This is a genomic window from Levilinea saccharolytica (genome assembly GCF_001306035.1).
Lineage (GTDB): Bacteria > Chloroflexota > Anaerolineae > Anaerolineales > Anaerolineaceae > Levilinea > Levilinea saccharolytica.
Genome location: NZ_LGCM01000020.1, coordinates 1 through 22806, shown reverse-complemented (window position 1 = coordinate 22806; position 22806 = coordinate 1). Strand labels below are relative to the sequence as shown.

The window sequence follows — 22806 nt, the reverse complement described above, 5'->3', positions numbered from 1 at the left end:
GGAGGCTGTATGAAGAGAGTTTTGCTTTTCGCATGGGTTTTGATGTTTTTGCTGGCGGCCTGCGGCCCGCAGACCCCGGCCGAGGACCCCAACCTGGTATACACCCAGGCGGCGGGCACGGTGGTGGCGCAGTTGACGGCGGTTTCTGCGCTGACCCCTTCGGTGACGCCTTCGCTGACCCCGGAGCCGACCGCCACGGTGACGGAGACGCCGGTGCCCACGGAGACCCCCGCGCCTTCGCCCACCCCCAGCCCCACCTGGATCTGGAATCCGGCGGGCAAGGCCACTGCGCCCATTCTGGCGTACGGCACAGTGGGGGAAGGCTCCAGCGCGGAGGATGACACGCCGGTGGAGGTGTTTGACCAGCATTTGCTGACCTTGCAGCAGGCGGGCTATACCCCCATCACCCTGGCACAGTTGAGTGAGGCGGTGTATAAGGGCGCCAATCTGCCCCAGCGGCCGGTGGTGATCACCTTTGATAAGAATTCGGCCGGCATTTACACCCAGGCCTTTCCGCGGCTGCAAAAGTACGGCTATGTGGCCACGGTGTTCACGGTGGTGAACGAAATTGACACCAACGGCAAACTGACCACGCAGCAGCTGAAAGACCTGGCGGCGGCGGGCTGGGAGATCGGCAGCAGCGGCATGAGCCGCATCAATTTGACCGGTATGCCCGAACTGCTCAGCCAGGAGATCGCCGGATCGCGGGAAGAGCTGCAAAAGAAGCTGGGCGTCCCCATCACGTCATTTGCCTACCCCGGTGGGGCGGTGAACGATTTTGTGGCGGCGCGGGTGGCGAACTACGGCTATTATGCCGGGGCGACCCTGCTGGCGACCTTTGATCACTACGCCGGATCGCTGTTTTATCTGGGCCGCTTTGCGGTGCGCAACAATCAAGATATGACCAATTTCCTGGCGATGCTGCCGTGGAAACCGGCCAACCCCTAAAGATCAAGGACGGCGGTATGGCTGTATATCTGCATGATATCCCATTAGATCAGGCGCAAGCCCGGCTGCGGGAAGCCCTGGAAGAGGCCGGGTTGGGGGGCGTGCTGGCCGAAGAATATATCCCGCTGGATGAACGCGCCGTGGGGCGGGTGCTTTCACGGGCGGTTTGGGCGCGGATTTCCTCGCCGCATTACCACGCCTCCGCCATGGACGGTTTTGCGCTGCGCTCCGCGGACACGCGCGAGGCCATGCCGACCGCGCCGGTGAGCCTGCTTTTAGGCAGTCAGGCGCAGTATGTGGATACGGGCGACCCGCTGCCGGATTGGGCCGACGCGGTGGTGCCGATTGAGCAGGTGGAGGCGCTGGACAGCGCCGATCAGCCCGCCGCGGACCCGCGCAAACCGCAGGCCATACGGCTGCGGGCGGGCCTGCCGCCCTGGGCGCATGTGCGCCCGATGGGCGAGGATATTGTGGCCACGCAGCTGGTGCTTCCGGCGGGCCACACTGTGCGGCCGGTGGATTTGGGGGCGGCGGCGGCCAGCGGACACACCCACCTGTGGGCGGCGCGCAAGCCGCGCGCGGCGGTGCTGCCTTCGGGCACGGAGCTGATCCCGGTGGGTCAGGACGTGCGCCGGGGGGACATCATCGAGTTCAATTCCATCGTGCTGGCTGGGCAGGTGAACACCTGGGGCGGCGAGGCAGTGCGTTTCCCCATTACCCCGGACGATTTTGAACTGCTGTGCGCGCGCGTGCAGCAGGCGGCGGATGAAAACGACCTGGTGCTGCTGAACGCGGGTTCTTCGGCGGGGTCGGAGGATTTTTCGGCGCGGGTGGTGGAACGCCTGGGCGAGCTTTTGGTACACGGCGTGGCCGTGCGGCCCGGGCACCCGGTGATTTTGGGGATGCTGCGGCGCTCAGCGGGCGCGGCCCAGCCCGAACGGCGCGTGCCGGTGGTGGGTGTGCCGGGCTACCCGGTTTCGGCGGCGCTGACGGGTGAAATTTTCGTGGAGCCGCTGCTCTCCCGCTGGCTGGGGCGCGGGGCTTTTCAACCGATTGAGGTGGAGGCGGCCCTGACGCGCAAGGTGACCTCACCGGCGGGGGATGACGACTTTATGCGCGTGGTGGTGGGCCGTGTGGGAACCCGGCTGCTGGCGGCGCCGCTGTCGCGTGGGGCGGGGGTGATCACCTCGCTGGTGCGGGCAGACGGCATCGCTGTGCTGCCGCGCGGCGTGCAGGGGTTGGAGGCCGGCTCCAATGTCCGCGTGCGGCTGTACCGTGCGCCGGAAGAACTGGAACGCACGGTGTTTGCGATTGGCTCGCATGATCTGACGTTGGATCTGCTGGCGCAGCATTTGGCGGAACGCGGCCGGCGGCTGGTGAGCGCCAACGTGGGCAGTCAGGGCGGGCTGGTGGCGCTGCGGCGGGGTGAGGCGCACCTGGCTGGGTCGCATTTGCTCGACCCCGACAGCGGCGAATATAACCTGCGCTACTTGGGACAGTACCTGGCGGGACGGGAGGTGCGCCTGGTGGCGTGGGTCAACCGCGAACAGGGGCTGCTGGTTCCCAAAGGCAACCCCAAGGGCGTGCAAGGGTTGGCGGATCTGGCCCGCGAGGATATGCGCTTTATCAACCGCCAGCGCGGGGCGGGCACACGCGTGCTGCTGGATTACCATTTGCAGCGCCTGGGCATCCGCGCGGAGCAGGTTCAGGGGTATGAGCAGGAAGAATACACCCATCTGGCGGTGGCGGCGGCGGTGGCTTCGGGCCGGGCGGACTGCGGGCTGGGGGTGACGGCGGCGGCGCAGGCCCTGGAGCTGGATTTCATCCCCCTGTTCCACGAACGCTATGATCTGGTGATCCCAGAAGAATACGCCCAGAACGAGCTGCTGAAACCCGTGTTTGACCTGATGCAGGATGCAGCCTTCCGCCGTGAGGTGTCGGCCATGCCGGGGTACGACGTCAGCGTGATGGGCAGGGTTATACACCTGGGTAGCATTGAACCGGCGGAACGGGCATAATCAGAACAGAAAAATGAATGCCTAAGAAACGAGGAGAGACGACCATGACGATTGCTGCCAACCAGACCGCACCGGATTTTAGCCTGCAAGATGAAAACGGAACCCTTCACCGCCTTTCGGATTACCGCGGCAAGCCGGTGGTGCTGTATTTTTACCCAAAAGATGACACTCCCGGCTGCACCACCGAGGCGTGCGCCTTTCGCGACGATTACAGCGATTACGAAGGCTCGGGGGTGGTGATTTTGGGGGTCAGCCCCGACAGCCCCAAATCGCACAAGAAATTCAAGGAAAAATATCAGCTGCCCTTTGCGCTGCTGGCGGATGAGGATCATCAGGTGTGCGAATTGTACGGAGCCTGGGGACGTAAGAAATTCATGGGCCGGGAATATGATGGCGTGCTGCGCAGCACCGTTGTGATCGGCGCGGACGGCGAGATCAAGAAGGTGTTTGAAAACGTCAAACCCGCGGGTCACAGCGCCGAGGTGTTGGCGGCCCTGAAGGGGTAAGCAGACACGGTTGAGATAAGCGGTAGAAAAAAGACCCGCCAGATGCGCTTGAGCGAACCTGGCGGGTTTTGATTTAAGTGCAGGCCAGGCTACGGGGCGCAGAGCGTATCCAAAAATTCCTGCTCGAAGGCGGGCTGATCCACGCCCAGGCACACCTGGATGGGATAAGCGCCCTCTTCGCTGAGGGTGCGGCCGTACTGGCTGCCTTCTTCTTCGATCACACGCACCGGGCGGGTTTGGTAACGGCCCAAATCGGGACGAACCGCGAGGACGGCCGCCAGTGGGTCCCAGAAATAGAAACCGCGGCCCTTGTTCAGACGGCTCATGTTTTGCAGGCCGCGGTGGATAAAGCGGGCGGCGGGGTGAGATGCGCGCTGCCCCAGGCGCTGAAGGAAATCCGGCGTGAGCGGGGTCTGGTTGGTGGCGTCCAGGGGCACCAGGGTGACGGGCACGCCGGAGGCAAACACCAGGTTGGCGGCGCTGGGGTCAATATAGATATTCCATTCAGCGTGGGCGTTGGGGGAGCGTGGGAGGATATCCTGAATATTACCGGGGACATCCAGCGCGCCGCCCATGATGACCACGCGTTCGATCTTGGCGGCCAGATGGGGAGAAGACTGGAGGAGGGCGCCCAAGTTGGTGAGCGGGCCGACGGCCAGGATGGTGACCGGCTGCGGCGCGGCGGAAAGCTGCTCGGCCAGCAGGGGCACGGCCTCGGGGATCGCGGCAGGGGCGGGCACGCGCACCAGAGGGATGAAGAAGTGGTGATCCATGATAAAGCGGATCAGCCAGGGGAAGGCCGCGCTGCCGCGCAGGGGCACGGGGCTGCCCGCGCCCACCGGGCAGGGGGCGTGTTCGGCCAGGGCCAGCAGGCGCAGGGCGTTGACGGCGCCGGGGCGGGCGTGGGCCTCGCCTGTGGCGGCCACGGTGACGGCCTGAACCGCGACCTGGGGATGCCGCAGCAGGTAGAGGATGGCCATCCAATCGTCTAAAGCCATATCGGTGTCAATGATCACAGGTTTCATAGGTTTCCTACCGCCAGTCTAAGGGTGAATACGGGGGTGCAGCTGTGGGTCAGGGGTGTTCTAAAATCACCGCCTGCGCGTCATGGTAACGAATCGGCCAGCCGCGGGTTTGCAGCGCGTTGACCAGGGGGGTGCCGTTTTCCAGCAAGACCCAGCGGATGTCCCATTTTTTCAGGAGGTCTTCCCAGCCGGGCTGGGTGCGCACCAGGGTGAGCCATTCGCCCATGATCTGGTTGCCGAACAGATCCGCGCGGCCGTCAATGAACACGGGCTGCTGGGGATAGGCCCAGGTGAGGTAACCGCCCCAATTGTAGGAATTGAGCAGATGGCCGCTGTGCGGTTGGGCGGCCAGCCAGGCCACGGCGCGGGTGGGGTACTGCTGGGCGGTGTAGATCTGCACGGCGGTGGGGTGGCTGACCACGCCCGCTTTGGCCCAGGCCGCGGCGGCGATGAGGCCCACCAGGGTAAGGTTGACGGCTTTCTGCCAGGGGGCCTGGGGGGTGGGTGGGGATTGAAAACGAGCCAGCAGGCTTTTCAGCCGGGGGGCAGCGCGCCAGGCAGACCACAGGGCGCGGGAGAGGGGCGGCAAAGCCACCACGGCAAAGGGGCCGAAACCGCGCTTGGCCATCAGCGCCAGCGCGCCAAAACCGATGACGGCCAGCAGGTCGCCGCCGTCGGCACGGCGGTTGGCCAGGGCCAGGGCGAAGAGGGTCAGCATGAGCAGCCACAGCATGGGCTGTTCATTGAGGTTGTGAAAATTGGGAGAAAACCACTCGTCAATTTCCGCCACGCTGACATCCAGAGTCTGGAAGGGGATGAGCCAGGTGTTCAGGCCGTTGGGGTTCACCAGCACGGCCAGCAGCGACAGTCCGCTCCAGCCTGCCAGACGCCCCAGACGCGGCCAGGAAAGGGTGAGCGGAGAGGACGGGTCGAGCAGGTGGTTGAGGACTTCCCCGGCCAAAATTGCCGCCAGGAAGAGGATTCCGGCGGAATAGCCGCCGTGCAGGTTGGACCAGAACAAGAAGAATGGCGGCAGCAGCCAGAACCGGTCGCGGCCGGTGGTTTTGGCATGGGTGATGAGGGCCTGCAGAATGGGCAGAAAGAGCAGGGTAAACATCTGCGGGCGGGGCGCCCAGGTGGTGGCGGCCACGAGGCTGCCCAGCACCAGCAGGGCGGCGCGCAAACCAAAGGGGCCGTCCATTTGCATCAGCAGCACCGCCATGCTGAGCACGGCCAGGGCGGCTACCCACAGGCTGACGCCGAAAAAACCGCCCCAACGGTACGAGAGGTACAGGCTGAGCTGGCCCAGCCAGGAATGGTTGACCCACACCGCCCCAGCGCGGGTGTAAGAGAGCGTGTCCACCGTGTAGGGGGCGGCGTTTTCCCAGGTTTCCTGCCCGGCGCGCAAATGCCACCACATGTCGGGGTCGAGGGGCGTGCGCGCGGCCATAAGGAAGATGAGCAGCAGCACCAACACGCTGACCAGACGAGAGGCGGGGGAAAGGGAGTCAAAATTTTGGCGAAGGCGGCGCAGCCAGGTGGTCATGGGTTCTCCTGCAAATGACGGCGAGAGGATTATGACACAGACCGCGGGGAAGCGCAACCAGACGGGGGCGTGCTTGTGAAAAAGGGAATTTTCTCTATAATATACTTAAGCAATCAACGATAGGGCGGGCTTTTTAATCTTACACGACAGAACATGCGCAAATAAGGAGGCTGAAATGCACAAGCGCGCGCGGTGGTTGGCGGTGATGGTGATACTGTGCTTGTTGACGATGGCCTGCGGACTGCCCTTTATGGGCAAAGACGCGGATGAGAAACCAGAAACCCCCGCGGCTCCGTCCGCATCGGGGCAGCACAACGCCAAAACGCCAATGGCGGAGGAGCCGCCGCCGGCAGCATCGGCGGTGGAGCCGACGGCTGAACCCGTGGATATGGGCGGCAAGCTGATCCGCCAGTGGGCCAGCGGCGCCAACGCCAGCTCAGAATTTGGCTCGGCGGATTGGTCGGCAGAACAGGCTACCGGCCCGGCCAACACGGATCAGTGCGGTGATTACGGTACGGCCTGGGCTTCGTCCAGTGCCACCGGCGTGGAATGGCTGGAAGTGTATTTTGATACACCGGTGGTGGCTACCGAGATCAACATTTATCAAAGTTACAATCCCACCCAGGTGGCTGAGGTGTATGTGATTGACCTCAAAGGCGAGCAGCATTTGATCCTGGTGCGCGATCCGCAGTACCTGGATATCTGCCCGGATTTGATGACCATCACCGTAGAGGGTGTGGAATTCCCTATCATGGGGCTGCGTCTGGTGGTGGATCAGAGCGTGTTGGGGTTGGGTTGGAACGAAATTGACGCGGTGGAATTGGTGGGGATCACGGTGGGTGCGAGCGGGGAGAACACGGCCTCCAGCGGAGGCAGCCAGCCCAGTACGGGGGGCAGCTCTGGCGGCAGCACCGGCGCGGCCAGCGGCAACGTGCTGGGCATTGACCCGGCCAGCCTGAAGCCCGGCAGCTTTGTGTATGAACTCAGCGGGGCGGAAAACGACCGCGCTGATGGGGGCAAGGTGCAGTATCAGAACACAGACAACGGGGCCGTGATCGGCCTGATCAACAAAACTGAGCGCTATTCGCTTTCGATGTTCCTGCCCTACGACGTGAAGGCCGGGGAAGTGGCCTTGAAACCTTACGACGCCAAATTGGCAGCCAAAGGGCCGACCTTTGCCATCTTTGCCGGGGCATGGTTCTATTACATGACCAGCGGCTCTTTGGTGTTGACCGAAGTGGAGGGCGGTAAACTGAGCGGATATTTCAGCTTTGAGGCTGAAAACAAGGATAAGCCGGGGAGCTTTTTGACAGTTTCGGGCGTGTTTAACCAGATTCCGATCAAGCCGTAGGGAGGGAGCCATGTATAGGTGGATGCGCTGGTCGGCTGTATTGGGTCTGATGGGGCTGATGCTGGCGTGCAGCCTGGGGGGCGGCCAAAGCCCCACGGAGCAGCCGCCTGCGCCGGAGGCGCAGGCCACGGCCCTGCCTGAACCCACCGCAAAGAAGCCCGAACCCACGGCTCTGCCCAAGTCCACGGCGGCCAAACCCACCCAAACACCCGTGGAAGGCACACCTACCGCATCCGCGGCGGAAAGCGCCGGGCCGTTTACAGCGGTGCTGAAAGATGGGCAGCCTCTCAAGGGCATTACCGATTTGTGGGTGTCGCCGGATGGGGAGGTGTGGGTCAGCGCGGCCAGCGGGGTGTTTGTGGCGGGTGAGCAAGAATGGGTGGAACAGTTGGACACCCCCGCGGACGCGATCTTAGGCGCAGACAGCCGCGGCTGGGTGTGGGTGGTGTTGGAGGGGGGCGCGGTGATGGGGGCACTGGCCCCCGGCGAATGGATCTTCTACGGCGAGGCGGAAGGCTGGCTGCCGCTGCCGGAACCGGAGTACCTGAGCCCCGGCCTGGCGGATGAGATTGTGGAAGGGCCGGAGGGGGATCTGTGGCTGGCGACGGGCATGGATGAGGTGCGGCGTTTTTCGCGGGCCAACAACCGCTGGACGGGGCTGGATCACCGCGCGCTGAACTTCCCCGAACAGGATACCAACGGGTATCAGGGCTATTTCCTGACGGATGTCAGCGTATCGAGCGCGGGTAAAGTGTGGGTGGGGGGCTGCGTGGGCAAGGGTGAGGCGCTGGAAGGCGCAGGGATTGCGCGCTACTCCAACGGCGAATGGAACCCCATTCTGGCTGCGGAGGGGGCCTGCGTGCTGGATATGGCGGTGGACCGGCAGGGCACGGCCTACGCCGGAACCTACGATGTGCTGCTGCGCTATAACCCGAACAGCGGCAACTGGGGTAAGGAGTACTTCCCGGACGGCATCAACCGTACCTATTTGGTGCACCGTGTGGCCGTGGATCCGCAGGACCGGCCCTGGATGGCGGCCTGGCGGCGGGGTGGGGCCAGCCTGGAAGGCTCCACGGTGATATTCCACATGGAGCGCAATTACGGCTGGATGCGCGTGTATGAAACCACGGGAGCCGAACCGACGAGCTGGGCTATTCTGCCGGATGATGCGGGGTATTTGAGCGCGGGCGGTAAAGTGCTGCTGTGGAAGCAGCGCACCTTGAGCGAAGTGGGCGAACTGCGGGCGGGTTTTGTGCGCCTGGCGGTGGACGGCAAGGGGCGGCTCTTTGCGGCGGCCTTGGGTGGTGAAGACGAAGGGTTGTGGGTCTTGCAGCCGTGAGGCCCGCGGGGAGAAGAGGCGCGTATGACGAGCAGCAGCGTGGTGGTGTTGTGTGTGACGGGCATTTTGGGCCTGTTTGGCCTGTTCCTGGTGGGCATGGGCGGCATGGTGCTGCGGCAGGGGATCAAAAGCCGCCGCTGGGCCAGCGTGGAAGGGGAGGTGACCTACAGCGAGGTGGTGGAGCGCCGTCAGGTGACCGCGCGGGATGAAACCGTGCGCACGGAGGTTTCGTATGAACCGGTGGTGGAATACCGCTTCACCCTGGGGGAGGAAACCCTGACCCGTAAGCAGTTGGGGTTGTCTCAGCGCACCTATGCCCGTCCGCTGGCGGAGAAGGTGGTCAAGCGCTATCCGGTGGGCCAAAAGGTGACCGTGTATTACAACCCGGCTAACCGGGAGGAGACCGCCCTGGAAGTGGGGGTGGGCTGGAGCTGGCTGATTTTCATGTTGGTGGGGGCGGGGCTGGTGGGGGCGGCGGTGTGGATGGGCATGACCATTGGCTGAACCGCTCACCCTTAACCGACGATCCCCTTTGCCGCAGCGGCAAGGAGGATCGTCGGGTTTATGGGATGTGCGCTTCGATTAGTTATTCGAGGGCAGCAGCGCCTGCGAGTACAACTGCAGCTGGTCAGCCTGAGTGACCATATCTTCTAGGTATAAGCCGCCTAATTGGAGCAGGAGTTTTTGCTGAAGATCATCCCAAATGAGGGTGCTGGCCAGGGCGCTCTTCAAATTGCTCTCGGTCCCTTCGGGATTGAGGTTGATGGGGCCTTCGAGAGCTTCGATGATTTGCAGCACACTGATTTCGGTGGTGGGGCGGTTGAGACGCAGGCCGCCGCGCGGGCCGGGAGTGGCTTTGATCAAACCAGACTGCATGAGCGAATGCGCAATCTGGTGCATGAAGGGCAGGGGCATATTGAGCTTTTCGGCCAGGGATGCCGTGGATTGGGGCAGTTCACTGTTCTCAGAGGCTAAGGCAAGCATCAAGTTCAAACCGTAATCTAAACGCCGACTAATACGAAACATGTGTTACACCTCGTACGGGTAAGATGGGGTCAAAATGACCGTATATAAGATAATTGATGATTTAAATCAACGGAAGTGACAGATATCACGAGTTCGCAGATAAATGTGATAAATGTTAGTCATTAATACCAATTGGATGAAATTTACTCACCCCAAAGGGAAGCATGCTGCGCCAAAGGTGTGACAAGCGGGGGTCAGACTTTTATTTTTGATAAATGAGAGTTATAATGTCCTCGTGAAGACAGTCACATTACTCGAACACAGGAGGAAAGAATGAAGCGGTCATTTTATCTAGTGGCAGTGATTTTGGTTTTGAGCGCGTTGATGCTCTCAGCTTGCGGCGGCGGTGCCCCGGCTGCGGACAGCGGCAAAGAGCGCGGGGCGACCCCGGCTGAATATGCTGGGAAGAAAAACCCGGTAGCGGGTTCGGCGGATGCTGCCGCGGCGGGCAAAGCCCTGTACGATGTCAACTGCGCCTCCTGCCACGGTGAGAAGGGTGCGGGGGACGGCCCGGCGGGCGCTTCCCTATCGCCCAAGCCGTACAATCTGGCCAAAGCCGTCGCGGAGACGGATGAAGCCTATATCTATTACCGCATTGCCGAAGGCGGCATGATGGATCCGTACAAATCCTCGATGCCCGCTTGGAAAGACATTCTGTCGGAAGATGAAATCTGGCAGGTCATCACCCACATTCAGACCTTCAAGTAAACCGCAAGATTTTCACCTGTTGCGCTGGTCACAGCCCTCCTCGGCGTGGTGAGGAGGGCTTTTCTTATTGGATGTTGTATTGGAAGGATGCGGCGCTTTCAGGTACAATTTGAGCATGAGACCCGGCTGGATGCACTGGACGACGAGGATGGGGATGAGCCTTTTGGCTGCCGCTGCGGTGGGGGCGGCCGGGCTGGCCCTGCGCCCGCGGTTGGGGGCGGCTTTGCCCCTGGGCGGGTATGTACTGCTGGTGCTGGCCGCGGCGGGGATGGCGGCGGCGGCGGTGGGCTGGTGGCTGTATGGGGCAGCGCAGCGGCGGAAGCTGGCCGAGATGCAGACCCAGCAGCGGCAGTTGACGGCGCGCATGGAAAGCGTGCTGCGCCTCAACCACAGCCTGGTGAACGCCGGGGATGAACACGGTTTCATCCAGCAGGCTTTAGAGATCCTGCGCCAATTGACCGACGCGCGCGCCAGCACGTTTGTGCCCCTGGACGAATGGGGTCAGCCGTTGACGGCTTACACCCAGGGCGTCATCCCTGAAGGTTTGATCAAGGGTTGGGCCGAACACTTGGCCTCCCACGCGGTGCAGGAGCGCTGTTCGGTCTGTCAGGAATTGCAGGCCGAGGCGGGCACGCCCTGCCCGCTGCTGGAGCCGCCCTTTACACAAGTGCTGGGGGTGTACTGCCTGCCGCTGCGGCGGCAGGGACGCATGTTGGGCCTGTTCAGCCTGTACCTGCCCGCGGGACGCGGCCTGGGGGCGGAAGAGCGCGTGTTTTTGGACGGGCTGCTGAACGAAATTGCCTACGCCATCCAAACCATCCGTTTGCGCAACCAGGAAATCAACACCATTCAGCAGATCCAACAGAGCCACGGCGGACACAGCGACCTGCAAACCATGGCCGACCGGCTAGTGATGGGCGCGCGTAAGGCGCTGGAAGGCGATTACGCCCTGCTGTGGATTCAGCCTTACGGCGAGCGCCTGGTGGGGGTGCAGGCGGAGCAGGGTTGGCTGGCGGGGGTGGACGCAGAAACGGCGCGGGCAGCCTTTGCGGATGCGCAGCGGGAGGGAGACACTCTCTTTCGTCTGGGGGGCGGGCTGTGGGCCGGTGCGCCGGTGACCACAGCCGGGGGGCAGGCCGTGGGCGGGCTGCTGATCGGCCGGGTGGATGCGCACGGGGCGGGGTTTGACGCACGCCAGTTGGAAACGGTGAACACTCTGGCAGCCCAGGCGGCCCATTTTGTGGAAACCCAACGTGATTTCTTCGAGCTGGAGTACCAGGCGGTGATGCAGGAGCGTTCGCGTCTGGCGCGCGAGATTCACGACGGCCTGGCCCAGACTCTGGCGTTTTTAAAGATGCAGACTTCGCAAATGCAGAAGCTGCTGGAGCGCGGCGAGACGGGCCGCCTGAACGAAGTGGTGCAGGATCATCTGGGCGCGCTGAACGCCGCCTATCTGGAAACGCGCCAGGTGATTGAAAACCTGCGCCTGGACGCGGATATGTCTCTGGGTGATTGGCTGCACACGGCGGGGGCTGCCTTTGAAAGCGCCAGCGGGCTGCGTGTGGAAACCCAGGTGGATGCGCAGGTTCCCGAAGTGCTTCCGGAGGTGCGCGCCCAGCTGGTGCGCATTTACCAGGAGGCGCTGAGCAACGTGCGCAAACACGCCGGGGCGCAGCGCGTTTGGGTGCGGCTGGGGGCCTGGGAAGGGGACTTGATCCTGGAGGTGGCCGACGACGGGCGCGGATTTGCTCCGGAGGACGTGCCGGAGGTGATGCGTTTTGGGCTGCGCGGGATGCGCGAACGGGCGGAGGTGATTGGCGCAGATTTCCAAATCACCAGTCAGATGGGTCAGGGCACGCGGGTGCGCCTGCGGCTGCCGCGCACACAATTGGAGCACAACGGATGAGCGAACGGGTGCGGCTGGTGGTGGTGGATGATCATGCTTTGTTCCGGCGCGGGCTGGTGGGTCTGCTGCGGGATATGCCGGAATTTGAGGTGGCGGCCGAGGCCAGCAACGGCGAACAGGCCCTGGCGGTTTTGGCACAGGTGCAGGCAGACATCATTTTGCTGGACCTGAACATGCCGGTGATGGACGGCCTGGGCGTGGTGGAGGCGGTGCGGCGGGCAGGGGACAAGCCGCGTATTTTGATGCTGACCATTTCGCAGAATGACGCCGATCTGCTGGCGGCCATCCGCGCGGGGGCAGACGGGTATTTGCTGAAAAATACCGAGCCAGAGGATTTGCGGCGGGCGCTGCTGCGCGTGGCGCAAGGGCAAAGCGTGCTTTCGCCGGAGGTGACCGCGCCGGTGCTGCGGGCGCTGATACAGAGCGGGAATGAAGCCCCGCAGTCGATGCTGAGCGAGCGGGAGATGGAGATTTTGGATTTGCTGGCGCTGGGGCAAACCACGCAGCAGATCGCGAGCGGATTGTTTTTATCGGAGAACACGATTAAGACCCACGTGCGGCATATTTTGGAAAAACTGGGGGCTGCCAACCGCACCGAGGCAGTGAGCAAGGCCATGCAGTTGGGGATATTGCGCCAGAAACGCTGAGGATAAGGCGGAAGGGCAGCAGGAAAAAGCGCGCGCAGGCGCGTTTTTTGATTCTAGGGGAAGCTAAAATGCGTGTAGCCAATAAGTACATAAACCTAATCGCCTGTACGCAAAACATGCCCCTTGTCAGGTAAAAAGGCACATGCCGTGCGGGGGTGAGGGTGGATCATCCTTTTGGGTGTCACATTTCACCCCTGGGGGGCTGTACGGTGGATGGAATTGGGAAGGGGGATTCAGTATATTGAATGTGGATCAAAAAAGTCTTAATCAGACGCGGAGCGAGGCGATGGCAGGACATGCAGAGCAGGCCCCACAAAGAGTGTTGATTGCTTCCGCAAACCCATTGTTCGGCAAGGGTTTGGAGAAACTGCTGCGCCAGCGCTGGAAGATTGCGCCGGAGCAGGTGCGGCTGGCGGGGGAGATGCACGCGGCCTTAAATGCGCTGGACCAATGGCAGCCGGATTTGGTGCTGGTGGACTATGACGACGAAACCATTGAACGCGCGCGTTTTCTGGATCATTTGATTCAGGGCGGCGGCCGCGCCTTACAGGTAGTGATGGTTTCTTTGCGCGACAGCGGTGAGGTGGTGGTGTACGACCGGCAAACTTTTCGCGGTGAACGGGCAGGGGATTGGCTGGAGCAGCCCTGGCCCACGCAACCCCCTTCGCAAGAACAACCCAGGAGGCAGGATGGTATGAAACATTTTGTGATTGTCGGTGTCTTGGTGGTCATTTTTACCGTATTGACCAATTTCGGTTTGCAGAGCGCCGGATTGCTGCCTGTGCAGGCCAGCGCGCAGGCGACCCTCATTGACCAATTGTTTAACGCGCATTACTGGGTGATCTCCTTCCTGTTCTCCCTGATCGGGGTGTTCATGGTGTACAGCATCGTCGTTTTCCGGCGGCGAGGGGAGAACGATACCCAGCAGGGCAAATTCTTTAAAGGCTCGACCAAGCTGGAAATCTTCTGGACGATTATCCCCCTGGGGACGGTGCTGTACTTCTCTTACCTGGGGTCGCTCTCCCTGGCCGACATCCGGCGGGTGGAACCGCAGGCCCTGGTGGTGAACGTGACCGCCGGGCAGTGGTACTGGCGCTTTGAGTACCCAGAGACGGGCATCACCTCAGGCAGCCTGGTTTTGCCGGTGGGCGAGCAGGTGCTGTTGAAGATGACCTCGGCGGATGTGATCCACTCCTTCTGGGTGCCGGAATTTCGCGTGAAGCAGGACATTTTGCCGGGAGAGAACCTGGTGAAGGAACTGCGCTTTACGCCCACGCTGACGGGTGAATACAAGGTGCTGTGCGCGGAGCTGTGCGGCGGGGCGCACGCCAACATGAACGCTCCGGTGATCGTGATGGATAAGGCCGACTTTGCTGCCTGGGAAGCGGGCGAGATGGCGGCGGTGAGCAGCGACCCGGCGGCGCGCGGCGAACGGCTGGCCAAAAACAACGGCTGCCTGGGGTGTCACTCGCTGGACGGCAGCCCGCTGGTGGGGCCGACCTGGAAAGGTATGGCGGGCAGCACACATGAGCTGGCGGACGGCAGCAGCGTGACGGTGGACGAGGCTTACCTGATCCAGGCCATTCTGGAACCCAACGCGGCGGTGGTAAAAGGCTTTCCGCCGGGGGTCATGCCGGCCACCTATGCAGACCAGTTCAGCGAGCAGCAAATCGCCGATCTGGTGGCTTACATGCAATCTTTGAAGTAAGGCAGGAGCGCTCCCTATGAAAAAATTCTTTTCACTTGGGTTGGTACGCGGGCTAATTTGGCAGGCGATCGGCACAGCCGCGGGCATGGGCCTGTTGGGGGCCATCCGCGCGCTGATGGGCCTGCCCTGGAAGACGGAGCCGGCCATGGTTTTTGGCGGGGTGGTGGGGGCCATCACCTTCCTGGCGGGCATCGGCACGATGCGCGATTGGTGGCATATGGCGCTGGGCAAACCGGTGCCGGAGGCTGAGGAAGTGCACGAGACCCCGGGAGGGGCGCGCTATTTTGGCGTGAGCCTGGATCATAAGGTGATTGGGGTGCAGTACGGCTTCCTTTCCATGATCACCCTGGCCTTGGGCGGCACCTTTGCCCTGATCTTCCGCACCGAGCTGGCTCAGGCGGGGCTGGATTTTCTCAATTATCTGCAATTTAACACCCTGATTGGGATGCACGGCATGGTGCTGATCGCCTCGATTTTGATGGGCATCGCGGCGATGGCCAATTTCATCATCCCGCTGATGATCGGGGCCAAGGACATGGCTTTTCCGCGCCTGAACGCGTTCTCGTTCTGGATGGCGGTTCCGGGAACGGTGCTGCTGGTGAGCGCTATGTTCGTAGGCGGGTTTGAGACGGGCTGGACGGCTTACCCGCCGCTGAGCGTGCGCGGTCCGATGGGCATTCAGATGTTCTTCCTGGGTGTGTACATCGTGGGCTGGTCTTCCATTCTGGGATCTCTGAACCTGATCGCCACCATCCTGATGATGCGCGCGCCTGGGATGACCCTCTTCCGTATGCCCATTTTCGCCTGGGCTATGCTGGCGACCTCGATCATTTCCACTACGGCCACACAGCTGATCGGTCTGTCGTTCCAGATGGTGATGTTTGAGCGCCTGCTGGGGATGGGTTTCTTTGACCCGGCTTCGGGCGGCAACCCGATTTTGTTCCAGCACCTGTTCTGGTTCTATTCCCATCCGGCGGTGTACATCTTCGTGCTGCCCGGCCTGGGGGTGATCAGCGAGCTGCTGCCGGTGTTTGCACGCAAGCCGCTGTTTGGCTACCGCTGGGTGGCGCTGTCTTCGATGGGCATCGCGTTGACCGGCTTTTTGGTGTGGGGACACCACATGTTCACCTCCGGCATGGAGGAATACCTGCGGGTTCCCTTCATGTACAGCACCCTGCTGGTGGCGGTTCCCACGGGGATCAAGTTCTTCAGCTGGGTGGCCACCATGTGGCAGGGGCGGCTGCGGTTTCCGACGCCGATGCTGTTTGTGCTGGGCGGCGTGATTGTATTCCTGATGGGGGGTCTTACCGGCCCGCCGAGCGGCACGGTTTCGACCGACCTGCACCTGCACGATACCTATTACATCGTGGGGCACTTTCACAACACCATGTTTGGCGGATATATCTTCCCGCTGTTCGCCGCCATCTATTACTGGTTCCCCAAGATCACGGGGCGGCGCATGAGCGAAAAACTGGGCAAGGCGCACTTCTGGCTGCTGCTGCCGGCTTTCCTGCTGCAAACCTTTGGGCAAATGCGCATCGGCTTGCTGGGCATGCGCCGCCGCATCGCCGATTACGACCCGGAGATGGGCTTCACCTTCTCCAACCAACTGATCACCATCGCCGGTTTTTTGGTGGCCTTCTCTGTGCTGATCTTCTTCATCAATTTGTGGATCAGCGCGCGCAAGGGTGAGGTGGTGGAAGGCAATTTGTGGGAATCGCGCTCGCCGGAATGGCAGATCCCTTCGCCGGCGCCGCTGCACAACTTTGCGGAGCCAATCCGGGTGGTGGGCGAACCCTACGATTATGGCCTGCCGAATTCACGCTACGTGGAAACGGTGCGCCAACCCGCGGGCGACTGACGGAAAGAGGCCGAGAATGGATGCGATGGAAACTTCAAAAAAGAAAGAGTGGCGCACCGGTGTGCAGGTATTTTTGGGGCTGGCGGCGCTGACGGGTTTGGAATATTGGGCCGGGGTGAGTGAATGGCCGGCGTTCACGCTGTGGGCGATCGCGATTTTGAAGGCGGCCCTGGTGGTGTGGTTCTTCATGCACATCCGCCGCCTGACCAACCCGGAAGAAGGAGGACACGCATGAGCACGCATACCGCGGTATTGACGGCCAAAGAGGCGGCGCGGAAAATGACCACCCGCCGTTTGGGGCTGTGGCTGTTCTTCCTCTCGGATGGGTTTGTGTTTGGCGGGCTGCTGGTGACGCGCTTTTACCTGCTGGGGCAGGCGCGCCCGCATCTGGAGCAGTTTTTGGGGCTGATTGTGACGGCAGTGCTGCTGGTGAGTAGTTTCTTCATGAACCGTGCCGAGGTCAGCATCGCCCACAACGACCGCAAGAGCTTTGTGCGCAACACGGTCATCACCATGCTGCTGGGGATCGTCTTCCTGGTGGGCGTGGTGGGCTTTGAATGGCAGTTGGCCCCCTTTGGCCCGGCGGACGGCACGGAAGGCGCGGTGTTCTACATGATGACCGGCATGCACGCTTTCCATGTGCTGACGGGGGTGATCTTCCTGGGGTTCATCCTGCGCAACGGAATGCGCGGGCATTACTCGGCGGAGAACCATTGGGCGGTGGAAGCGGCGGCCAACTATTGGCACTTTGTGGATCTGGTGTGGATCTTCTTCTACCCGGCGCTGTATTTGATTGGCACGGTGGGAGGGTAAGGACAGATGGTGCGCAAATACGGTTTCTGGCTGGCGGTGGGCGCGCTTTTGGGCTGGGTGGTGATGATGGGCCTGGCCAGCCTGCGCCCCTACCAACTGCGCGGCTCGGTGATCGATTCGAGCGCGCCGGCGCCAGAAATCGTCCTTGCGGCCACGGACGGCTCCACCTATTCCCTGCACGAACGACAGGGGCGGGTGGCGCTGATCTTCTTTGGCTACACCAGCTGCCCGGATGTGTGCCCGGCCACGCTGAGCGAGATGCGTGAGGTGCGCAAGGCCCTGGGCGAGCGCGCGGCGGACGTGGACATGCTCTTTATCACCGTGGACCCGGCGCGGGACAGCCTGGAACGCATGGGCATGTATGTGAGCCTGTTTGACCCGGCCATTCTGGGTCTGACGGGTTCGCCGGAAGCGCTGGAGGCGGTCTACCGCGCTTATGGGGTCACGGTGGAGTTTCAGACCGAGACGACCGCCGCGGGGTATTTGGTGACGCACAGCTCGCGCGTGTATGTGGTGGATCGAGCGGGCAAGCTGCGCCTGACCTACCCCTTTGGCACGGCGGTGGACGACATCGTGGAAGATGTGCGCTATCTGCTGAAAGAGAAAAGCTCATGAATGCGCACCTGAAACGCTTCTTGTGGGTCATGGCGGCCAGCATGCTGTTTGGGTGGCTGGTGAGCGAGGTGTCTTTTCGCCTGGTGAACCGCAACGTGCGCAACACCCCGCAGCGGCTGGAACTGGTCATCCCGGCGGGCACGGCGCAGCGAGTGGCGCAGGGTGAAGGCGACCCGCGCCTGCCGGAGAGCATGACCTTCATTCAGGGAGATGTGCTGGTGGTGGTCAATCAGGATGATGTCAGCCACCAATTGGGGCCGGTGTGGGTTCCAGCGGGGGGCAGCGGCAGCCTGACGATGGGCGAGCCGAACTCCTACAGTTACGATTGCAGTTTTCAGCCGCAGGAGACGCTGGGGGTGGATGTGCAGCCGCGGCTGACGAGCTGGATCCGCGTGCAGGGGGTTATCTCGGTGGGACTGCCCAGCGGGGTGCTGTTCTGGCTGTACAGCCTGGTGATCCGGCCGGTGGGGCCGCGCAAAGAGGAGGAGCAAGATGAGTACGCTGCGCCGCTTGCTTAGCTTGCGCTGGCTGCTGACCAGCCTGCTGGTGCTGGCGGCGGCCGGGGTGATGGCCCGCCTGGGCATCTGGCAGTTGGACCGGCTGGAATGGCGGCGGGCCTTTAACGCAAGGGTGAGCGCGCAGATCAACGCGCCGGAGCTGGATTTGAACCAGCACCGCTGGAAGGCAGACGATTTATTCGATATGGAATACCGCGCGGTGACAGTGCAGGGAGAATATGACTTTTCCCAGCAGGTGCTGCTGCGCAATCAGGCCTGGGAGGAGCGCAGCGGCTACCGTTTGCTGACCCCGCTGCGGACGGCGGGCGGTGAGGCGGCGGTGCTGGTGGACCGCGGCTGGATCCCTTTGGAAGAGGCGCAGGATTTGAGCGTGTACGATGAGCCGGGGGTGGTGACGGTGCGCGGGCAGATCCGGCGGCCGCAGACCCGGCCCGATTTTGGGGGTGTGCCCGACCCCACCCTGGCGCCGGGGGAGACGCGATTGGCGGCCTGGAATATTATCAATTTGGAGCGTATTCAGCAGCAAGTGCCGTATGAACTGCTGCCGGTGTACATTCAGCAGGCTCCCGACCCCGGCTGGACAGCTTTGCCCTACCGAGGGCTGGCCGAGGTGGAGCTGACCGAGGGGTCGCATCAGAGCTATGCCATGCAGTGGTTTGCTTTTGCGGGGCTGCTCTTGGCGGGGTATCCATTTTTTGTGCGCCAGCAGCTGCGCCAGAAGCCAGATCGCGGCGCGGATGTGCAAGCGGATGTAGAGCAAAGATGGTTGGAAGAACCGGGGAGGATAGGATGATGGCAAATGAACGAACGGCAGCGGGCAGTCTGCGCGGGTGGCTTTTGGCGGCAGCCCTGGTGACCTTTTTCGCGGTGGTGATGGGCAACGTGGTGCGGGTGAGCGCCAGCGGGGCGGTGTGTGCCGATTGGCCGACTTGCTATGGGCAGGCCGCCTGGCCGCAGGATACGGCGGCGCAGCTGCACATGGTACACCGCCTGGTGAGCGGCGCGGGGGCGCTGCTGGCCCTGGCGGCGGCGGTGTTGGCCGTGCGGCGCGGGGCGGCACGCGTGGTGCGCGGGTTGGCGGCGGCAGGCGCGGGGGTGATGCTGGTGCAGGCGGGCTGGGGCGCGTGGGTGGCCCTGCGCCCGGAAACTGAGTTTCTGGCCGGGGTGCATCTGGGGCTGGCTCTGACGGCGTTGGGCGCTTTGAGCGCGGCGGCGCTGGCGGCGTACCGCTTTCATCACGACCCGCAGCAGGCCGACGGCCTGCGCTTTGCCTCCCCGTTTGCGCGGCTGACGCTGGCGGTTCTGGCGCTGGTGGGGGTTTTGATGGTCAGCGGGGCCTGGGTGGTGAGCCTGGACGCGGGCGCTTCCTGCACAGGCTGGCCGCTGTGCGCCGGCGGGCTGCCTACGAACGGGTTAGGATGGCTGGCGTTGGCGCACCGCGCGCTGACCCTGGTGAGTGGGGTGGGCGTGTCGGCGCTGGTGGTGCGCGCCTGGCGCGGGCAGCGCAGCCAGCAGGTGACCCTGACCGCGGCGACGGCGGCTTTTACCCTCTTTGCCGGGCAGGTGCTGATTGGGGCGGTGAAGGTGAGCCGCGGCTTTTCGCCAGATCTGGTGGGGCTGCATGCAGCTTCGGCGGCGGGGGTGTGGGCGGCCCTGGCGTTGACCGCGGCCGCGGCAGGTTTGGCCGGCCGCCGCAGCGAGGACGAGCGCAGCGAGGCCAGCGAACCGCTGCAGTTCCGCGCGCGGCTGCGCGACTTCTTCACCCTCAGCAAGCCCCTGATCGTGGCGCTGCTGCTGGTGACCACCTACGCGGGCATGGTCATGGGGGCGCGGGCTATCCCGGGCTGGGAAGTGACCTTGTGGACCTTGCTGGGCGGGGCTTTAGCAGCGGCTGGTTCCAGCGCCATCAACCAGTACATTGACCGGGATATTGACGGCAGCATGCAGCGCACGGCCAAGCGGCCTTTGCCCGCGCAGCGGCTGACCCCGGGTGAGGGGCTGGCCTACGGTGTGGCGGCCAACCTGATCTCGTTCTTCCTGCTGGCGGGTTTCGTGAACCTGACGGCGGCTCTGCTTTCGCTGGCAGGCATGGTGTATTACGTGCTGATTTATTCGCTGTGGCTGAAGCGCCTGACGGTGCAGAATATCGTCATCGGCGGCGGGGCCGGGGCCATCCCTCCGCTGGTGGGCTGGGCGGCCGTGACGGGTTCGCTGACCTTTCCGGCGCTGTTCCTGTTTGCCATTATCTTCCTATGGACCCCGCCGCATTTCTGGGCGCTGGCGCTGGTGCGGCGCAACGACTATGCGCGAGCGGGCGTGCCGATGATGCCGGTGATCCGCGGCGAAAAAAGCACGCGTATCCAAATTTTTATCTACACTCTGGAACTGGTGGCGGTGACGCTGCTGATGCCGCTGCTCAATTTGACGGGGTCGGTGTTCCTGATCTCCGCGGCGGTGCTGGGGTTGTGGCTGATTGGCGCGGCCTGGCGGGTGCTGCGCGTGGGCGGCAATAAGGTGGCCTGGAAGATGTACCGTTATTCCAGCATGTATCTCATGTTTATTTTTGTGGCGCTGGTGTTAGACGTTTTGGTCTAAGGTGAACACCAGCCAAACAGGACGCGCACGGCCATCCCAGGCCGTGCGCGTCTTTGATTCTGTCCCGGCGCGGCGTGCGCCGCGGACAGGAGATATTGACGGTCAGGGAACCTGCAATTGGGCGGCTGCCACCTTTGAAAAAGTCGGCGCGGGGGCATTTTGCAAGTACACGCTGAAATTTTGGCTTTCGGGGGTGTCTTGGGCACGGATTTTTTCAATCCAGCGGTAGCTGAGGGGTTGGTAGAGCAGCTCCACTTCTACGGTGAGGGGGGCATTGGAGTCGGCAAGCGTGATCTGATACTGCACCTGATCGCCGCCGCCGGTGAAGTTATCGTCCTGGGCGGCCTGCCCTTGCACGGCGATCTCTGGGGGGGCCTGGGCGGGGTCAAAACCGAGGGGCAGCAGGCGGTTATCTTTTTGGTAGGCGGCAGCCTGCAGCAAGGTGGTAGTGACGGCCCCCTGGCTGTCTACCATAATCGCTTCGTAAATCTGCACCTGATCGGGGGCAGTGATCTGATCGTAGTGCGGCTCAAAACGGGTCGGGTCCTGATCGTTATCGTTAGCGGGGATGGAGCCGTTGGGCTGCACCTGGCCGGATTCAAACAGGACGGTCCCCGCGGCATCGCGCACGGTGAGGTGCAGCCAGGCGCGGCGGGAGGGGAAGCCGGAGGGGAACTTGTGACCCACCTGACTGGTGATGTTGACGGTTACATTCAGGGTGCTGCCGCTGCGCTGGGCGCTCAGCTCCAACTGGGCAGTCTGCTGCTGAAGGAGCTGCTGGGTGCGCTGCTGAAGGGTGTTAAAATGCTCGTCCTCGGCGGTAGCCTGCAGGGCCTCAGCGTTGGCCTGCAGCAGACCGATCATGAAGGCGTTGGCGCCGGTGAAATTGTGTTGGAAGAAGGGAGACTGCGGCTGCGAACCGGTGTTGGCGATGCGCACAGCCCCCTGAGCGGTGGGCATGTGGCAGTCCTGGCAGACGGTTTGACCAGCGTACTGGCTTTGCGCCCATTCCAGGTAGGGGGTCTGCTCTGGGAAGGGGTCGGCTGCCAGCGTGCCGTCGGCCTGGACGGTGGTGGTGAAGAGGGTGTGGCAGGAGGCGCACAGGTTGGGGCCGGAGAGGTGTTCGGATTGCTTGGGGACAAAGCCCGATGCGCCGCGCATGATGGCGGCGGTGCCTTCGTTGACGGGGAAGCGGCCAAAGATGGCGCGCTGACCCTGGGGGGTGGTCTTGTCAATGATGTATTCGCCGCTGAAGGAGGCGGGCGTGCCCAGGCCGTCCGGCTGAACCTGGTGACAGAGGGTGCAGGAGACGCCGTCTTGAGCCAGGGGGAAGAGGGGATGCTGGGGGCTGAGGAAACCGTCGTCCAGCATGGCGGTGCTTTCTTCCACGGCCAGGGCGGTGGTGTAGGCCATGCCCAGGTGACAGGTGGCGCATTTCTTTTCGATGGCGGGGCGCAGCTCTGGCAGGCGCACGACCTCGCTGCGCACGGAGGCGCGGTAATAGGGGTCGCGGGCGGCGTTGGCCATCATGGTGGCGCGCCAGTGGGCGTCAATGGACACATCCGCACCGGATTCATCTTTGAGGCCGGTGTGGCAGCCGGCGCATTCGCCGGAGGCGGAAAACAAATCCCCGCGGGCCAGCAGAAGCTGGCGGGCGGCGGGGGGAGGGGTGGGGG

21 protein-coding genes are annotated in these 22806 nt (G+C 62.9%); 17 read left to right on the top strand and 4 right to left on the bottom strand.

Features of this window, described 5'->3' with window-relative positions:
• Window positions 1–9 precede the first annotated feature (9 nt).
• Genes ADN01_RS05235 through bcp form a run of 3 tightly spaced genes read left to right on the top strand, consistent with a single transcriptional unit; the run spans window position 10 to window position 3472 of the window.
• Window positions 10–948 (top strand): polysaccharide deacetylase family protein, encoded by a 939-nt coding sequence (locus ADN01_RS05235; RefSeq protein ID WP_147239016.1) that lies wholly within the window; start codon window positions 10–12, stop codon window positions 946–948.
• Between the two features lie 17 nt (window positions 949–965).
• Entirely contained in the window at window positions 966–2966 is a 2001-nt protein-coding gene (locus ADN01_RS05230) for a molybdopterin biosynthesis protein (protein WP_062417922.1), read from the top strand.
• A gap of 44 nt (window positions 2967–3010) precedes the next feature.
• Window positions 3011–3472 carry a thioredoxin-dependent thiol peroxidase gene (bcp, locus tag ADN01_RS05225; RefSeq protein WP_062417916.1) on the top strand — a complete coding sequence of 154 codons (462 nt, stop codon included), beginning with the start codon at window positions 3011–3013 and terminating at the stop codon, window positions 3470–3472.
• 89 nt (window positions 3473–3561) lie between these two features.
• Here the strand turns inward: bcp and ADN01_RS05220 are convergent, their stop codons facing one another.
• Together ADN01_RS05220 and ADN01_RS05215 are read right to left on the bottom strand one after the other, a co-directional pair.
• A complete protein-coding gene (locus ADN01_RS05220) occupies window positions 3562–4497 on the bottom strand; it encodes a nucleoside hydrolase (RefSeq protein WP_062417917.1) in 936 nt (311 codons plus the stop codon).
• A 49-nt stretch (window positions 4498–4546) separates the two neighbouring features.
• Window positions 4547–6043, bottom strand: a complete 1497-nt coding sequence (locus ADN01_RS05215) for a hypothetical protein (RefSeq protein WP_062417918.1) — start codon at window positions 6041–6043, stop codon at window positions 4547–4549.
• Window positions 6044–6218: 175 nt separating this feature from the next.
• Here ADN01_RS05215 and ADN01_RS05210 point away from each other — a divergent pair, with 175 nt between their 5' ends.
• The 3 genes from ADN01_RS05210 to ADN01_RS05200 are packed head-to-tail and all read left to right on the top strand — an operon-like array spanning window position 6219 to window position 9237.
• Complete coding sequence (locus ADN01_RS05210; protein ID WP_062417919.1) at window positions 6219–7394, top strand: hypothetical protein; 1176 nt, start codon at window positions 6219–6221, stop codon at window positions 7392–7394.
• Between the two features lie 10 nt (window positions 7395–7404).
• Window positions 7405–8733: a hypothetical protein gene (locus tag ADN01_RS05205; protein WP_147239017.1), complete on the top strand. Its 1329-nt coding sequence runs from the start codon at window positions 7405–7407 to the stop codon at window positions 8731–8733.
• Window positions 8734–8757: 24 nt separating this feature from the next.
• A complete protein-coding gene (locus ADN01_RS05200; RefSeq protein WP_075070982.1) occupies window positions 8758–9237 on the top strand; it encodes a DUF3592 domain-containing protein in 480 nt (159 codons plus the stop codon).
• Window positions 9238–9315: 78 nt separating this feature from the next.
• Here the strand turns inward: ADN01_RS05200 and ADN01_RS05195 are convergent, their stop codons facing one another.
• Window positions 9316–9759 carry an RrF2 family transcriptional regulator gene (locus ADN01_RS05195; protein WP_075070981.1) on the bottom strand — a complete coding sequence of 148 codons (444 nt, stop codon included), beginning with the start codon at window positions 9757–9759 and terminating at the stop codon, window positions 9316–9318.
• 273 nt (window positions 9760–10032) lie between these two features.
• Between ADN01_RS05195 and ADN01_RS05190 the strand changes: the two genes are divergently transcribed.
• The 11 genes from ADN01_RS05190 (at window position 10033) to ADN01_RS05140 (ending at window position 21130) form a co-directional block, all read left to right on the top strand.
• Window positions 10033–10467, top strand: coding sequence for a c-type cytochrome (locus tag ADN01_RS05190; protein ID WP_062417924.1), 435 nt, complete (start codon window positions 10033–10035; stop codon window positions 10465–10467).
• 115 nt (window positions 10468–10582) lie between these two features.
• On the top strand, window positions 10583–12373 hold the full coding sequence (locus ADN01_RS05185) for a GAF domain-containing sensor histidine kinase (protein ID WP_147239018.1): 1791 nt from the start codon (window positions 10583–10585) through the stop codon (window positions 12371–12373).
• Window positions 12370–13020: a response regulator gene (locus ADN01_RS05180; RefSeq protein ID WP_062417926.1), complete on the top strand. Its 651-nt coding sequence runs from the start codon at window positions 12370–12372 to the stop codon at window positions 13018–13020. Before ADN01_RS05185 ends, ADN01_RS05180 begins: the two co-directional genes overlap by 4 nt.
• Window positions 13021–13306: 286 nt before the next feature.
• Window positions 13307–14728 (top strand): cytochrome c oxidase subunit II, encoded by a 1422-nt coding sequence (gene coxB / locus ADN01_RS18725; protein WP_160318379.1) that lies wholly within the window; start codon window positions 13307–13309, stop codon window positions 14726–14728.
• Between the two features lie 16 nt (window positions 14729–14744).
• Window positions 14745–16589, top strand: coding sequence for a cytochrome c oxidase subunit I (locus ADN01_RS05170; RefSeq protein WP_062417928.1), 1845 nt, complete (start codon window positions 14745–14747; stop codon window positions 16587–16589).
• 25 nt (window positions 16590–16614) lie between these two features.
• A complete protein-coding gene (locus ADN01_RS05165; RefSeq protein ID WP_160318378.1) occupies window positions 16615–16824 on the top strand; it encodes a cytochrome C oxidase subunit IV family protein in 210 nt (69 codons plus the stop codon).
• On the top strand, window positions 16821–17402 hold the full coding sequence (locus ADN01_RS05160; protein WP_062417930.1) for a cytochrome c oxidase subunit 3: 582 nt from the start codon (window positions 16821–16823) through the stop codon (window positions 17400–17402). Before ADN01_RS05165 ends, ADN01_RS05160 begins: the two co-directional genes overlap by 4 nt.
• Before the next feature lie 6 nt (window positions 17403–17408).
• Window positions 17409–18017 carry an SCO family protein gene (locus ADN01_RS05155; protein WP_062417931.1) on the top strand — a complete coding sequence of 203 codons (609 nt, stop codon included), beginning with the start codon at window positions 17409–17411 and terminating at the stop codon, window positions 18015–18017.
• Entirely contained in the window at window positions 18014–18535 is a 522-nt protein-coding gene (locus ADN01_RS05150; RefSeq protein ID WP_062417932.1) for a cupredoxin domain-containing protein, read from the top strand. Before ADN01_RS05155 ends, ADN01_RS05150 begins: the two co-directional genes overlap by 4 nt.
• Window positions 18510–19328, top strand: coding sequence for an SURF1 family protein (locus tag ADN01_RS05145; protein WP_062417933.1), 819 nt, complete (start codon window positions 18510–18512; stop codon window positions 19326–19328). Before ADN01_RS05150 ends, ADN01_RS05145 begins: the two co-directional genes overlap by 26 nt.
• The gene (locus ADN01_RS05140) at window positions 19325–21130 is read left to right on the top strand and encodes a heme o synthase (protein WP_160318377.1); all 1806 of its coding nucleotides are present in this window, start codon (window positions 19325–19327) and stop codon (window positions 21128–21130) included. The genes ADN01_RS05145 and ADN01_RS05140 overlap by 4 nt, the downstream gene beginning before the upstream one ends.
• 102 nt (window positions 21131–21232) lie before the next feature.
• Here ADN01_RS05140 and ADN01_RS19605 read toward each other — a convergent pair.
• A partial coding sequence (locus ADN01_RS19605) for a hypothetical protein (RefSeq protein ID WP_075070980.1) occupies window positions 21233–22806 on the bottom strand: 1574 nt, incomplete at its 5' end.